Raw genomic sequence first — 12393 nt, forward strand, 5'->3', positions numbered from 1 at the left:
TCAAACGCTACGTCATCCGCGAGGTCTACCACCTCGTCAAAGCTCAGCCAGCTACCGCCATCCCTCTGCAGAAAGCGAGTTGACAGATATAGGAGCGTCAATGCCCTCGCTGAGACGGTGAACGGCTATTACAAGGCTGAGCTTGTGCGCGGGCCCGCGAAACCGGGGCCGTGGAAAACGGTCGATGATCTCGAGCTCGCGACCCTGGGCTGGGTGCACTGGCACAACACGAAACGGCTCCACGGCTACCTCGGTGATGTGCCACCGTTCGAGTACGAGGAATCGTTCTATGCTGGGGTTACCAGCGCCAAAGAACTGGTAGAAATCAAATGAGCTGAGTCTCCACTAAACCCAGGGCGCATCAGATCGATGGGCCGGTTCAGTTAGGCCGGTTCGCTACGACATCGACCGACACTGCCAAGAATCAAGAGAAGATGGTTTCACGCTCACTCCCAGGCGTTACGGGACCGCGGAGAAGAGGTCGGTGTATAGCCCGATGAGTTCTTCGCGCTGGGAATCACTCAGCGCAACCGATGGATCGGTCTGCGACGGGGCACTCCCCAGGTGGCTACCAACAACCTCGCCATCAACAACTGCAGCCACCAGGGGAACCAGGATACGTCGAGCACCGGGATCCTCCTCGGTCGGATACTCGGGAGCGAACTCACCTAGCTCTTCAAGGAGGAATGCGTAGTAGTCGGCACCTTCCTGACCGTCACGAATCTGGGAGACATTGACGTAGTGGATCTCCTCGATCCCCGATTCCTTCGCCGCCTCATCCATCGGCCCAACAGCATTCCGGCACCACGGACACGACGGGAATCCGAAGTAAATGACCCCATGACCATCATCCAGTAGCCCCCGCGCCTCATCCTCCGAGGCCGGCGAGAAGACATGATCATCAGGGATCTCTACCTCCAAGAAAGCGGTCCCGCTCTGCGTCATCATCCCGTTGAGGTCTTCGTATTCCTTGATGAATCCCTCATCACCATCACCGCTACCTCCGCAACCAGCAAGAGCAACGACTGATAGGAGAACTACGATCAGACGGAAAAGACGTGTCATGACGGCACCACATTCAAAACTACGGGAGAGACCTGGCTCTCATTGTGCCGGTCTCATCCATGTAAATGATGGGCCTATCTACCTAGTCACGCTCTAGCGCAGTTCCAGCTCAGGCACCCCCGTACATAAACCGCTGAGTCCCGGACCTCCCCGCACACGGATTCACTCTGCACTCAGATGGTCGTGCCTCCCGCGACCTCAACATTCGCCACGGCTTCTCTGCCGTAAGCCCACAGAAACAGTTCCGACGGTAGCCCTGTCACCACAACCCCGCGGCCCTTGGAGCCGCTTGACGCAGTCTTTCCGATCGAGGAGGAATCTCCATCCAGGGTACGGAAAGCAATAACTTGCTTGCGCCTAACTGCTTTGGCCGAGACTTTAAGCCTCTCCCACAGTGCACTCTGGGTTTTCTCGTCAAGTTGCTCCACGGGTATTCCGTTTGCTCGCCTCGCATCCTCACCGTGGATGTACCACTCGCCAAGCGAGTGGCGGTAGTCCTCCCGAAAATCACATGGCATCCACCGAAACGAAGCGGGGCCGCTTTCAAGTTGGCTGTCGAGTTCCTCGTAAGGCCATTGTTCCTTCGTGCGTTCCATCAACCGTCTGGCAGTGTTTTTCATCCCCAGCGTGTCAGCGGGTGCTTGGATGAGCGAGTGGTTGAGCGTCCAAAGGTGCACGGCAAGATCGTACGCACTCCATCCTTCGCACAAAGTCGGAGCATTCGGCCCAACCTGCCGAAGAACCGCACAGGCCACATCCCTACGTTCGTCCCGCAACTGAGCCGTCATGCTTCGATTATCAAGCGGTTACCTGCCCAGAACGGGGACGAAAAGCTAACCGGGCGGGAAGAAGAGTCCCGGCCAGAGAGGAACCCAGGCTGTCGCGACAGACCCCGAGAAATGTCAGGCACGGTGAGGCACGAGGCCAGCTGTCGTCTCGTGCAGTCCTCTAGCCTCTCGCGTGGCCCTCCAGCTTCATGTGCGGCCTTGCGGGAAATTGATTCCTGCTGTCAACCTGCGCCTCGGCCGGGGTCAATTCCGACCGGGTTCAATTCCGAGCCCCACGGCATGCTCAAGAAGATAGCGATGCGAAAGCTCCACAAGTAGCCATGTACAAGGCACAGTTGGTCCAAGTGCCCTCGGATATCGGCGGGATGCGCACGTACCTCGAGAGAGAAAAAACGGGTCTTCAATGGCCCACACCCGTATCATTCCCCTATCAATGAAGGCATGACTCCATGGGAAGGACCGGACCCTGCGGGACAGGATCCGTGCGAAGCCTTCCGTACGTGTCGACATCTATGCGGTTGCCGTCAACGAGGAACTTTTGTCGTTCAGTTCCTTCCTTGATGAATCCTGCGGCCCGAGCAACGGCTCCGGATGCTGGATTATTGACGCGATGGCCGAGCTCGAGCCGTTCCAAACCACCATCGTTCAAAGCCCAGTTTGCAACCGCAGTTGCACCACGTTTGACGAGACCTGAGCCTCGGTAGTCCGCGTGGATCCAGTACCAGAACCAGCCGGTGAGGTCTTCTCGATCAACACTCACGCAGACAAGCCCCACCAGTCGGCCACCATCGTCGATCGCATACGGGACATGGACGGAGTCTTGGGAAATAAGCCGCTTCACGTAATCCTGTGCTTCATCAAGGTTCGTGACCCGGCCTTGCCGGGACATGTCATCATTCGATTGAAAGGCCGCAAGAACATCCTCAGCATCATCGCTTCTCAAGCCTCGCAGAACAGCATCGATCATGGGCTTCCTTTCATCCGCCAATTGATCGTAAGCCAGGCACCTCGTCCCCGCCATTGCACCTGGCAATTTCAGCATGATTGCCAAACGTTTCGTCCCCGCCAATCTGAGCAGCGAGCTTCTCTTGCGTCCGTGTCACCGGCCTGTGAATGTGAAGCATCCCCGGCAGACTTTCCATCCATTTCGGCTTTCTCGAGTGAAGGTCCCTCACTCAATCAAGACCTCGGCGCCGTTACTGTTATGCCGCATGAAGCCTCGAGTATCCCGCAGGCTACGGTCCGATTATTCTGTTCAGTTACCCTGCTGATTCTCTCGATGTTTCTTCTCTCGATCGCCTAACGCCAGGTGTGAGATGAGAAAAGATATGCCGGTCAAGAAGTGGCTTTCTACCGGGGAATTCACCTTTCAATCTCCGGGTGTTCACTCAATCATCACACCCTCACCAGATCCGGATCGTAGGGTCTTGTTATAAGTAAAACTATGATGGCCGACCTGGTCGCCAACAAAGTCATCTACCGCACCTACGAGGGCGTGACCATCGTGCTTGACGAGAAGACGGTCGCTCTTGATTTCGGCACCTCTGCCGCCGATATCCTTTCCCAGCTCGACGTTGAGGCCGATGGTGACATCAACGATTTTTGGCTCGCCAACGTCCACCTTGAGTTCGAGCATGATGAGTTGAGCTTCGTCGAGGTGCCCACGTCCGCTGAGGATTCTCCGGTCATCGAGCTTCTCGATGCATCGGGCAAAACCCTGATCAGCGGGCGGCCAACCGCCGAGCAGATATTCGGGGCTCTTGGAGCAGCCGTGACCAGCGACGGTACGGATATTGCCAATGAGCCGGTGTGGCCCGAACTTGGCTTCCTGGGTTATCGGGAGACGAACCCCGACGAGCTCCGGGAGGATGCTGACGAGGAAGAAATGGAAGAGGAATAGTGGCAGGAGGAACTCGCCCTCGCCGAGTACTTCCAGTCATTCGCTCACGCCCGCCGTTCCTACATCGCCTCGAATCACGACATTTATCTGCCAGACAGTTACGACTTCGACTAAGAAGCACCGAAGCCAGCTCGACCGAGGCCGTTATTCAATTTGGGTGTGCATCTCCCTGCACCCAGATCTTCCTTTGAACGGCACCGGGACGGTCCCCTCCCTTCAGCAGGTGGACTTCATCCTTTTCAATGACGGAACCGGGCGACAGTCTTCCGCTCGCACTCGAAGCCTGAGAGTCCTCGGGGTTGTGGGTTGCGCACCCTCCCCTTGACCGTCTTCCCGACGTACGCTTGAAGTCCCCGCCCACGAACGGTAGGTGAACGATGAAGCCGACAACAATCGACGAATACATTTCCGCTGCACCCGACGAAATCCAACCTCGACTCCAGGAGATCCGGGAGGCAATCCGCGAGCGCATTCCCGACCGTGTCGAAGCGATCAAGTGGGGTAGCCCAGCTTTCTGCCATCCCGATGGAATGATCCTCGTCATGTTTTCCAGCCATAGGAAGCACGCCAACGTTGTGGTCACCCCCGGCGCTAAAGAGGCGGTCGCCGACAAGCTAGGCGATCTTGAGACCGGTAAGGGCTCTATCAAAATTCCGCACAGCATCCCGGTCCCCACTGATGCTATCCACGCTCTCGTCAATGAGAGGGTGAGCGAGTACTCCGAAGAAGGCGCCACCTGGATGTGACAAGTCCAAGCCTTGTGAACAAGGCAAGGCCCCGGCGCTACCTGATCTTCGGATACCATCGGGGCACATTGCTCATTTAGTGTGCTGGTTCCAGCTCAAAGATTTCCGATCTGAAAGCCCAGCAATGTATCGACAGTCATCGGCTTATCGGTGCCTGCTAGAGCCAGGAGGCAAGCTGCTGTGCCGAGATTTCGGTCAGCCACTTCTGCCAGAGCGGGCCGAAGGTGATGCGGCGGACGCCAAGGCTCTTAACTGTTTCCAGGTCGCCAGCACCGTGAGCGTCCACGGGATGTGCGGTGACATTGGCGGGGACGGACACTGCAGCAACGAACTCAACCTGCGCATGAGCCACCAGGTAGTGGATTGCTTCCACATCATCCTGGAGGAGCTTTTTTACATCTACGGACCGTCGCTCGTTGAACCATCCCAAGGGAACCGATCGAAGCTTGTTGGAAATGAGTCGCCTCATGCCGAGCTGATTGTCGGCATCGACCGAGTGAGTCCAGAACAGTGCACCGGAGTATAGGATCGCTCTCGCGGCGTAAGCAGCCAACGCCCACATAAGAAGCGGCCACACCCCCTCAGTGCTCCCCTCAAGGAGCCTGCGGGAGGCTTCAACAATGAGAATAAAGGGCAGCACGGAGCAGATCGACGACAGGAGCACCATGACGCTGGCGACCGTGAGTTTGCCTCTGATCGGAGCAAGGACAGAGGGTCTCGCAACCTTCTCTTCCGCCCGATATTCAGCCGATTCCATGTCCTCTGTGGACGCCTGGACACCCTCGACCATGCAAACCCCCTCTATTTTCCATGTTCATTGGGAAACTGTGCTCTATCCTAGGTTGTGAAGAGCAACGAGGGAAAGGGGCATCATGGCGCGAGACGCTCAGCCGCGGCAGGTAGGCAGGCCTGCCCGGATTTCGCGAGACAACATCATCGATACCGTTCTCGAGATCGGTATCGACCGAGCAACGATTGCTGCTGTCGCAGAGCGCCTGACAGTTGACCCCTCAACGCTTTACGGCCACATTAAGAATCGGGATGACATGCTGGGCGAGGCCGCCGATAGGGCTATTCGGCAGGCCAGGTGGCCGCAGGAAGCCATGACGGACTGGCGCACGTTCCTGGAAGCAATTGCCGACAGACTGTGGGAGCTTTACTGCAACAACTCGGGCCTGGCGCAACACCTGCGCAGCATGCCCATTGCCCCACCGGCACTGCTTTCCCGTTCCGCGCAGATCGTTACCACTCTCGTCGAACTATTCGATATCCCTCTCGGCGAGGCCGCGCTCGCCGTCGACAGCATCGGGGATTCCGTCATCGACTCCTTCATCTTTATTTCACAGCTCGATTCCAAGACGAATCCCGACGGTCCGACTATGCGAGCCGGCGCTCTCGCTTCCCTCCATGAGGCGATGGGAGGAGGCGTCGACGAGCAACTTGCCGACTACATCACGGTTCTCGAGGAAGCCCTCGGCCAAGACGGCGTACCCGGCGACTATTGGAAGGACAAGATCGCTCTCATCCTCGACGGTCTAACCTACCGCCTCGAGAAGCTGTAGAGATTCAACGCCCCACTTCCGCGCTTGCCGGTACCGCTTGGGCTGAGAAGTGCCAGAGCCCTCTTCCCTACTAGGCCGAAGCCTGAAGCTTTTCCCAATCCTTGCGCAGTAGCCCAAAGATCCACGAGTCGGAGACGACCCCGTCAACAATGCAGTCTTCTCTCATTGTCCCTTCAAGAATGAATCCGAGCTTTTGGAGCACTTTGCCCGATGCTGGGTTGCGAGTGTCGGCAGCCGATTGGACCCGGTTAAGGTTCGTGTTCTCAAACATCCACTCAAGCACGGCGCGCCCGGCTTCGGTCGCGTAGCCCTTGCCCCACTCTTCCCTTTTAAAGCAGTAGCCGAGCTCGCCACTGCGAAAGTCGGGGTTCCATTCATTAAAAGCGCACCACCCAACGAACGCGCCATCGGATCTCCGATCAACAGCCAGGCGAATACCTTTTTCGTCGCGCGCCATGGTTGCCGACCGCTCGATAAAGCGGTCGGCCTGCTCCCGCCTAGTCCACGGCGAGGAGTCCCAGTAGCGGAGTACGTACGGATCGCTTTGAAGGGCGTAGATCTCGTCCTTATCGGCAGCCCCAAAGGGCCGCAGGGTAAGCCGCTCGGTCTCGAGCGTTGGCGTCTGGAACGCCACGGGTCTAGTTTTTCTCCCAGGACCTGCCAAGCAGTGCCTCGAGGTCGCCGCGAATGAACTCATCGGCTACCGCGAGCGCCTCGTCGCGGTCCGCAAGATTGAGCGCGCCCACTTCTCCGGCGGCTTCGCTGTTCTCATAGCGGACGGACCCGCGTGAGAACTCAAGTTTCCACCCATCATCGTCTGAGAGGGTGATGAGATCATTGTCCCGTTCGGGGCCACCGAGTTCTTCATAGAGCGCTTCGAACAGTTCAATGGTCACGTCGTCGTTTGTTGCTGCGCCCCACGTGTCGGTAACTCGCAGTCCCGGTCTCTGTTCCATTTTCCTTAGCCTCCCGAGTCTTCTTTGCATTCCAGTCAAAGATCTTTTGCGTTCTGTTCGACCCTACCGAGGCCGGGTGGCCTCCGCCACAGTCTGGCAAATCTGCACCGAGAACATTCAGCCTCCGACCAGACACGACGAGTAGGCCAGCAGTCTCATCCAGGACATATTCACCCAACGAGTTGGTATCGAATGGTGCTTGGCTAGTCGCTGACGTCACGTATCCAGCACGTGAACTCGAGCGATAGTCGGAGATGAGGCGGGCTACGATAACGGGCGAAAGGGGGCTAGCAACGAGCATGACAACTGAAGAAGCAGCCAATAAATCGTCAGACCGAATTGAACTAAAAGAGGTCTTTCCACGACATGTGGTTGTCACAGTCCTTGGCCTTGCGGCTGTCTATGGCGCGCTGGAGCTCACCGGGAATCCGGTCAACGCGGTCGTCTTGGCAATCGTTGTCATGGTCGCGCTATGCCTCATCAAGGTTCCGGTGACGATTGCGCTCCTTGCGGCTGCGCTGCTTGGCGGCCTCCAAGCCGGCATGGGAATGGAGGGGGCGCTAGGCGCCTTCAATGACAGCCTGCTGTCCGGCGCACAGGTGGGCCTCACCTACGTCATGGTGGGCGCTCTGGCCGTCGCACTGTCGCGAAGCGGCCTCATTGAACTCTTTGCCCACTGGGTGACAACGAAGGTTGGGACCGACGAGCAGGAAACGAACAAGGGTGTGAAGTGGGCCCTCTACGGACTTTTTGTCGTGGCCTCCCTGCTTTCGCAGAACCTCGTTCCGGTCCACATCGCCTTTATCCCGATCCTTATCCCACCGCTCCTGGTTGTCCTCAACCGCCTAAAGATTGACCGGCGTGCCGTCGCCTGCATCCTTGCCTGCTCGATGAGTGCCGCCTATCTGCTCCTGCCAACGGGCTTCGGAGCGATCTATCTCAACGAGATTCTCCTGGCGAACGTCAACGATTTCGGTGCGGACCACGGCTTAACGGCTACGGCTGACATGGCGCCTCGCGCCATGTTCTGGCCCGTCATGGGACTCTTTGCCGGCATGCTTTTCGCCGTGCTCGTCACCTACCGCAAGCCCCGCACCTACGAGGCACCTCTTTCCACCTCGACGTTGGCAACCGCCCCGGCGACCGAACGCATCAAGCTCCGCCCCTACCCGCTGATCATGACGATCCTGGCACTGGCAGCCGCACTCTACTTCCAGATCGCCTTCGACTCGCTACTCATGGGCGCCATGGTCGGCTTTATCCTGCTCAGCATTGGCGGGATCTTTAGGTGGAATGCGCAGGATGATGTTTTCACTCAGGGCCTTCTGATGATGGCGCAGATTGCCGTGATCATCACCGTTGCCTCGGGCTTCGCCGGGCTCCTTGCCCAGACCGGCCACATCGAACCCCTGATCGCAGCCACCGCGGACTTCGTTGGCGGCAACAAGGCGTTCGGTGCTTTCCTCATGCTGTTTATCGGCCTGTTCATCACGATCGGTTTCGGCGACTCTTTCGCGTCCGTTCCGATCCTCGCCCCGATCTACATTCCGCTTGCTCTCGAGCTCGGCTTCAGTCCGCTGGCCACCATGGCACTACTGGGAGCATCCGCGGTCCTGGGTGATGCTGGATCACCCGCCTCAACGATCTCGCTCGGCGTCACCGCGGGTCTGAACGCGGACGGCAGGCACGACCACATCAAGGACTCGGTCATCCCAACCTTCCTGCACTGCAACGTTGGAATGCTGCTGTTCGCCTGGGTCACCGCACTCATGCTCTGACCCTGGCAACACGAGAAAATCGATACTGCACAGACAACTGTAACGAGCTACATACGAAGGATGCCGCCCGGAGCACGACACTCCCCGGGCGGCATCCCCAATCTGCTGCTGACTCGACTGGACAGAACTCGCCCTCTTGCCCGCTTCGGGCCTTCCGCCTGCCCCTTCAGGCTCGCCTACCGACCACCTTCGACAGCATTCACTTATCTTCTTCGCGCCCACCAACGCTGGGGTTTGGCATGGGCTTACCGGGCTTGTCGAGGAAGTGGAAGATCGTCCAGTAGAGGACGCCGATCATGACGCCACCACCGACAATGTTGCCGAGCGTGACAGGCAGGAGGTTGTCAACGAAGAAATTGCTCCACGTGAGGTCACCGTAGGCCGCGGGGTCGATCCCTGCCGCCGACCAGAACCCATCGCCTGCGAAGGTAACGATGAGGATGCCGAGGGGAATCATGAACATGTTGGCGACCGAGTGCTCAAAACCGGAGGCCACAAAGAGGGCGATCGGCAGCGTGACTGCCGCAACCTTGTCGATCGTGTTGCGTCCGCCGTAGGCAGCCCAGATTGCGAGGCAGACCATGAGGTTACAGAGAATACCGAGCGCGAAGGCCTCACCGAAGCCGTGGCTGACCTTCTTCATCGAAACATCAAGAACGACCGCTCCCCACCCACCATCGGCCTGCTCCCAGGTCTTGGCGAAGAAAATCAGGGCAACGATCGTCAGGGCACCGATGAAGTTACCGAGATAGACAATCACCCAGTTCCTCAGCAACTGCCATGTCGTAATCCGGCCACTGGCACGCGCAGTCAAGGTCAGAGTAGACGAAGTAAAGAGTTCGGCGCCCGTCAAGACAACGAGGGTGAGACCCGTGGAGAACACGAGGCCACCAAGAACCTTGGAGACCCCCCATGGCATATCCGCCGCGCCAACCTGGCTGGTGACAAAGAAAACGAAGCCGAGGGCAATATAGCCGCCCGCGGTCAGTGCAAGAAGAAAAGACTTCAGCTGGTGGCTTGTGGCCTTACCGAAAGCTGCGTCTTCAGCTGCCCTCGCCATTTCTGCCGGCGAAAGCACCCCGTTCTGGCTCGACATAAATAAATCCTCGTCTTGTCGCTATCTAACTCTCAGTCTTGTCGCCTCTAACGATTCTCGTAGTCGCTAATCTCAGCGACCTTCGGGCCATAGAAACCTGCCGGATCATGCTTCGCATCAAGCCACACATCAACGAGGGCGGTGGCGTAGATGGGAGCGATAATGTTCTGCCCCATGCACAGGATCTGAGCATCGTAGTTCTCCACCGCACCCCGTGCAGTAATGAGGTCATGGGCTGTCGCGGCGCGTGCGCCCCTGACCTTGCTTGCCGCGATAGCGGTACCAACACCGGTGCCGCAGATAAGAATGGCGCGGTCTGCTTCACCGTCAACAACCATCTGCGCCGCCCGGATCGAAACATCAGGATAGGTAACGTCCGGAGTCGATAGGTCCACAACGTTGCTGACGCGATTATCGCGCTCAAGATACTGCCTGACTTCTTCCTTCAGCGCCGCACCATTACTAGGCGCCCCGATCACAATCCTCATGTATACCCGCTCCTTAAGTAGGCTCACACGCAATATTAACGGCAATATACGGAAATAATAGGGGTTGGCGAAAGGGAATCAACGGACAGACCAAGTCTCTGGTGCACACACGGCAAGGTTTGGGACTAAAGCACCAGAATCGCTGTACGAATAGGCACAAATGGCCTTCGAGGGATCAGGACGAGCGAAGGTCCTGCGCCAGCATGACTATGATGTCCGAGGGGCCACGGACATAGGTCAGCTTGTACACGTCCTGGTAGTTCGCGACACCGCGCAGCGGGAGACAACCGTGCTTTCCCGCGATCTCGAGGGCCACATCAATATCCTCAACGGCAAGGGCCACTCTGTGCATACCAACCGTATTCGGCGCAAGCGGTTCTATCTCGATTGCCTCTGGATAGAGGTACTCAAAAAGCTCGATCTGGCCCTCACCAGCGGACGTCTCGAGCATGGCGATCTTGGCACGATTGCCGTCGAGGCCAACGGCCGTCTCAGACCATTCACCCTGGACGGTGTCGCGCCCAACGACGTGAAGCCCGAGATCGGTAAAGAATGCGATTGCGGCTTCGATGTCACGCACCGCTATGCTGACATTAACGAATGTGACCTTCATGTGTTCACACTAGGTAGGTATCACATGGGTTACAAGACCCTCGGCCAAATTCTCCGAGCAACGCGGAACCCGACCATCACTGTGATTTCACCGCATAGACGCGAAATCGGCGTTGAGTCACTTCGATCGGAGAGTTCTTCGCAAGTTTGGTTAGAACTTCACGATGATCGGCAACTCGAAAGCCCGGCACATCCCACGGCACAAGAGCAGTATAGGTGACGAGTGCCTGCACATCCGCAAACGTCATTGCTCCCGCCCATTCATCCACGGTATCGACAACAAGCCCGGCAGTTTCCAGCTGAGCGACGTATGACTTAGCAGTGACCTCGGGGTAGAGATATTCGGCGCCGAACCATTCGTGGAGTTCTTCCGCATCGAACCCCGACACTTGCTGGGTCAGGTATCGACCTCCGGGCGCAAGAATTCGCGCAATCTCGCTCGCATCCATTCCTTCGTGCCTAGACATGATGAGATCGAACTGGTCGTTCTCGAATGGCATCGGATCGTCGTTGTCCGGGTCGTACTGTCTAACCTCGATACCGCGCGGCAACAGGACTTCTTTCGCGACCGGAACATTTGGTTCCCAGCCTTCTGTAGCCAAAATAGCTGGACTCCCCTGCCACCCAAACGTGTCAAGGAGGCGCGTTAGGCGCTCGCCACCGCCCGTTCCCATATCAAGGACGCTTGCGGCAGATTGGACGGCTACGGCACAGTCCTCTTCAAAGTCCCACCAGGGCTCGTCTGCTTTCATTCGACCGTCAAGCCGAGAAAAATCCCAGCCAACCATGCTTGCTTGGTCGTGCAGTTCAGCCAGCTCATCAATCAGCTTCGAGTCCATCACTCCCCCGTTCTGGTCCAGAATTCATCCTACCGTTACGCCAGAGAGTTCTTACACTGCACCAGAGAAGGGCGTCCAAGGCTCCGGTGCTCGCGCAATGATTGCTCGGTGCAGACACAAAGGCCTCGGGCAATCATTGCTCGGGGCAGTCGAGCTCAACAACGGGGGCACGTCGATGGCACTCAACAACGAGGCATTCAACAAGTGGGGGATGGCGTAAGTACCATCCCCCACTGCTGTCTTAAAGCCTGCTTCTAGGCATTAACCGTCGCCGGCTCAGCCTCCTGCGTCGCAACCGGGCGAGGCTTGGAAAGGCCCATAACCTTCTTGCCGAGTGCCATCGAGGCCGGCCACGCCACCATCGTCAAGCAGAATGCGATGGGCCAAGCGATGATGAACTGGCCGGGCCAGGCCTTCAGCCATTCCATGGAGGGGCCGGAGAAGATAAGGCTGAGGAGGCCCGACATAACCGAGGCCATAATGAGAGTCATGATGACCTGCGTGATGAAAAGCTGTTTCTTGCTCAAGATAGATCTCTTTCTGGCGGACGGCAGCACCACGGC

16 protein-coding genes are annotated in these 12393 nt (G+C 57.8%); 5 read left to right on the forward strand and 11 right to left on the reverse strand.

The window, feature by feature from the left end:
* A partial coding sequence (locus ACTHUY_RS10790) for an integrase core domain-containing protein (protein WP_441678784.1) occupies positions 1-333 on the forward strand: 333 nt, incomplete at its 5' end.
* 126 nt (positions 334-459) lie between these two features.
* On the opposite strand, the gene ACTHUY_RS10795 is transcribed toward ACTHUY_RS10790, so the two are convergent.
* The 3 genes from ACTHUY_RS10795 to ACTHUY_RS10805 form a co-directional block, all read right to left on the reverse strand.
* Positions 460-1065, reverse strand: a complete 606-nt coding sequence (locus ACTHUY_RS10795; RefSeq protein WP_441655479.1) for an LptM family lipoprotein — start codon at positions 1063-1065, stop codon at positions 460-462.
* 173 nt (positions 1066-1238) lie between these two features.
* Positions 1239-1853, reverse strand: coding sequence for a maleylpyruvate isomerase family mycothiol-dependent enzyme (locus ACTHUY_RS10800; RefSeq protein ID WP_441678786.1), 615 nt, complete (start codon positions 1851-1853; stop codon positions 1239-1241).
* A gap of 430 nt (positions 1854-2283) precedes the next feature.
* Positions 2284-2820: a GNAT family N-acetyltransferase gene (locus ACTHUY_RS10805; protein WP_441678788.1), complete on the reverse strand. Its 537-nt coding sequence runs from the start codon at positions 2818-2820 to the stop codon at positions 2284-2286.
* A gap of 477 nt (positions 2821-3297) precedes the next feature.
* On the opposite strand from ACTHUY_RS10805, the gene ACTHUY_RS10810 reads away from it, so the two are divergent.
* Positions 3298-3753 carry a hypothetical protein gene (locus tag ACTHUY_RS10810; RefSeq protein ID WP_441678790.1) on the forward strand — a complete coding sequence of 152 codons (456 nt, stop codon included), beginning with the start codon at positions 3298-3300 and terminating at the stop codon, positions 3751-3753.
* A 377-nt stretch (positions 3754-4130) separates the two neighbouring features.
* The gene (locus ACTHUY_RS10815) at positions 4131-4499 is read left to right on the forward strand and encodes an iron chaperone (RefSeq protein ID WP_441655483.1); all 369 of its coding nucleotides are present in this window, start codon (positions 4131-4133) and stop codon (positions 4497-4499) included.
* A gap of 157 nt (positions 4500-4656) precedes the next feature.
* Here the strand turns inward: ACTHUY_RS10815 and ACTHUY_RS10820 are convergent, their stop codons facing one another.
* On the reverse strand, positions 4657-5289 hold the full coding sequence (locus ACTHUY_RS10820) for a hypothetical protein (protein ID WP_441678792.1): 633 nt from the start codon (positions 5287-5289) through the stop codon (positions 4657-4659).
* 82 nt (positions 5290-5371) lie between these two features.
* Here ACTHUY_RS10820 and ACTHUY_RS10825 point away from each other — a divergent pair, with 82 nt between their 5' ends.
* Entirely contained in the window at positions 5372-6061 is a 690-nt protein-coding gene (locus ACTHUY_RS10825; protein ID WP_441678794.1) for a TetR/AcrR family transcriptional regulator, read from the forward strand.
* A gap of 70 nt (positions 6062-6131) precedes the next feature.
* Here the strand turns inward: ACTHUY_RS10825 and ACTHUY_RS10830 are convergent, their stop codons facing one another.
* Both ACTHUY_RS10830 and ACTHUY_RS10835 read right to left on the reverse strand, forming a co-directional pair.
* Positions 6132-6695, reverse strand: coding sequence for a GNAT family N-acetyltransferase (locus tag ACTHUY_RS10830; RefSeq protein ID WP_206501704.1), 564 nt, complete (start codon positions 6693-6695; stop codon positions 6132-6134).
* Positions 6696-6699: 4 nt separating this feature from the next.
* Positions 6700-7017, reverse strand: a complete 318-nt coding sequence (locus tag ACTHUY_RS10835) for a hypothetical protein (protein WP_441678797.1) — start codon at positions 7015-7017, stop codon at positions 6700-6702.
* A 368-nt stretch (positions 7018-7385) separates the two neighbouring features.
* Here ACTHUY_RS10835 and ACTHUY_RS10840 point away from each other — a divergent pair, with 368 nt between their 5' ends.
* On the forward strand, positions 7386-8795 hold the full coding sequence (locus tag ACTHUY_RS10840; RefSeq protein WP_441678799.1) for a Na+/H+ antiporter family protein: 1410 nt from the start codon (positions 7386-7388) through the stop codon (positions 8793-8795).
* 199 nt (positions 8796-8994) lie between these two features.
* Here the strand turns inward: ACTHUY_RS10840 and focA are convergent, their stop codons facing one another.
* The 5 genes from focA to ACTHUY_RS10865 all read right to left on the reverse strand — a co-directional run bounded on the left by focA (position 8995) and on the right by ACTHUY_RS10865 (position 12357).
* Positions 8995-9891, reverse strand: coding sequence for a formate transporter FocA (gene focA, locus ACTHUY_RS10845; protein ID WP_441678801.1), 897 nt, complete (start codon positions 9889-9891; stop codon positions 8995-8997).
* Between the two features lie 47 nt (positions 9892-9938).
* Positions 9939-10379 carry an RpiB/LacA/LacB family sugar-phosphate isomerase gene (locus tag ACTHUY_RS10850; protein WP_441655488.1) on the reverse strand — a complete coding sequence of 147 codons (441 nt, stop codon included), beginning with the start codon at positions 10377-10379 and terminating at the stop codon, positions 9939-9941.
* Positions 10380-10554: 175 nt separating this feature from the next.
* Entirely contained in the window at positions 10555-10992 is a 438-nt protein-coding gene (locus tag ACTHUY_RS10855) for a VOC family protein (RefSeq protein ID WP_441655489.1), read from the reverse strand.
* A gap of 76 nt (positions 10993-11068) precedes the next feature.
* The gene (locus ACTHUY_RS10860) at positions 11069-11830 is read right to left on the reverse strand and encodes a class I SAM-dependent methyltransferase (protein WP_441678803.1); all 762 of its coding nucleotides are present in this window, start codon (positions 11828-11830) and stop codon (positions 11069-11071) included.
* A gap of 254 nt (positions 11831-12084) precedes the next feature.
* Positions 12085-12357: a DUF2798 domain-containing protein gene (locus ACTHUY_RS10865; RefSeq protein ID WP_441655491.1), complete on the reverse strand. Its 273-nt coding sequence runs from the start codon at positions 12355-12357 to the stop codon at positions 12085-12087.
* Between the last annotated feature and the right edge of the window lie 36 nt (positions 12358-12393).

Source organism: Flaviflexus sp., from assembly GCF_052087705.1.
Lineage (GTDB): Bacteria > Actinomycetota > Actinomycetes > Actinomycetales > Actinomycetaceae > Flaviflexus > Flaviflexus ciconiae.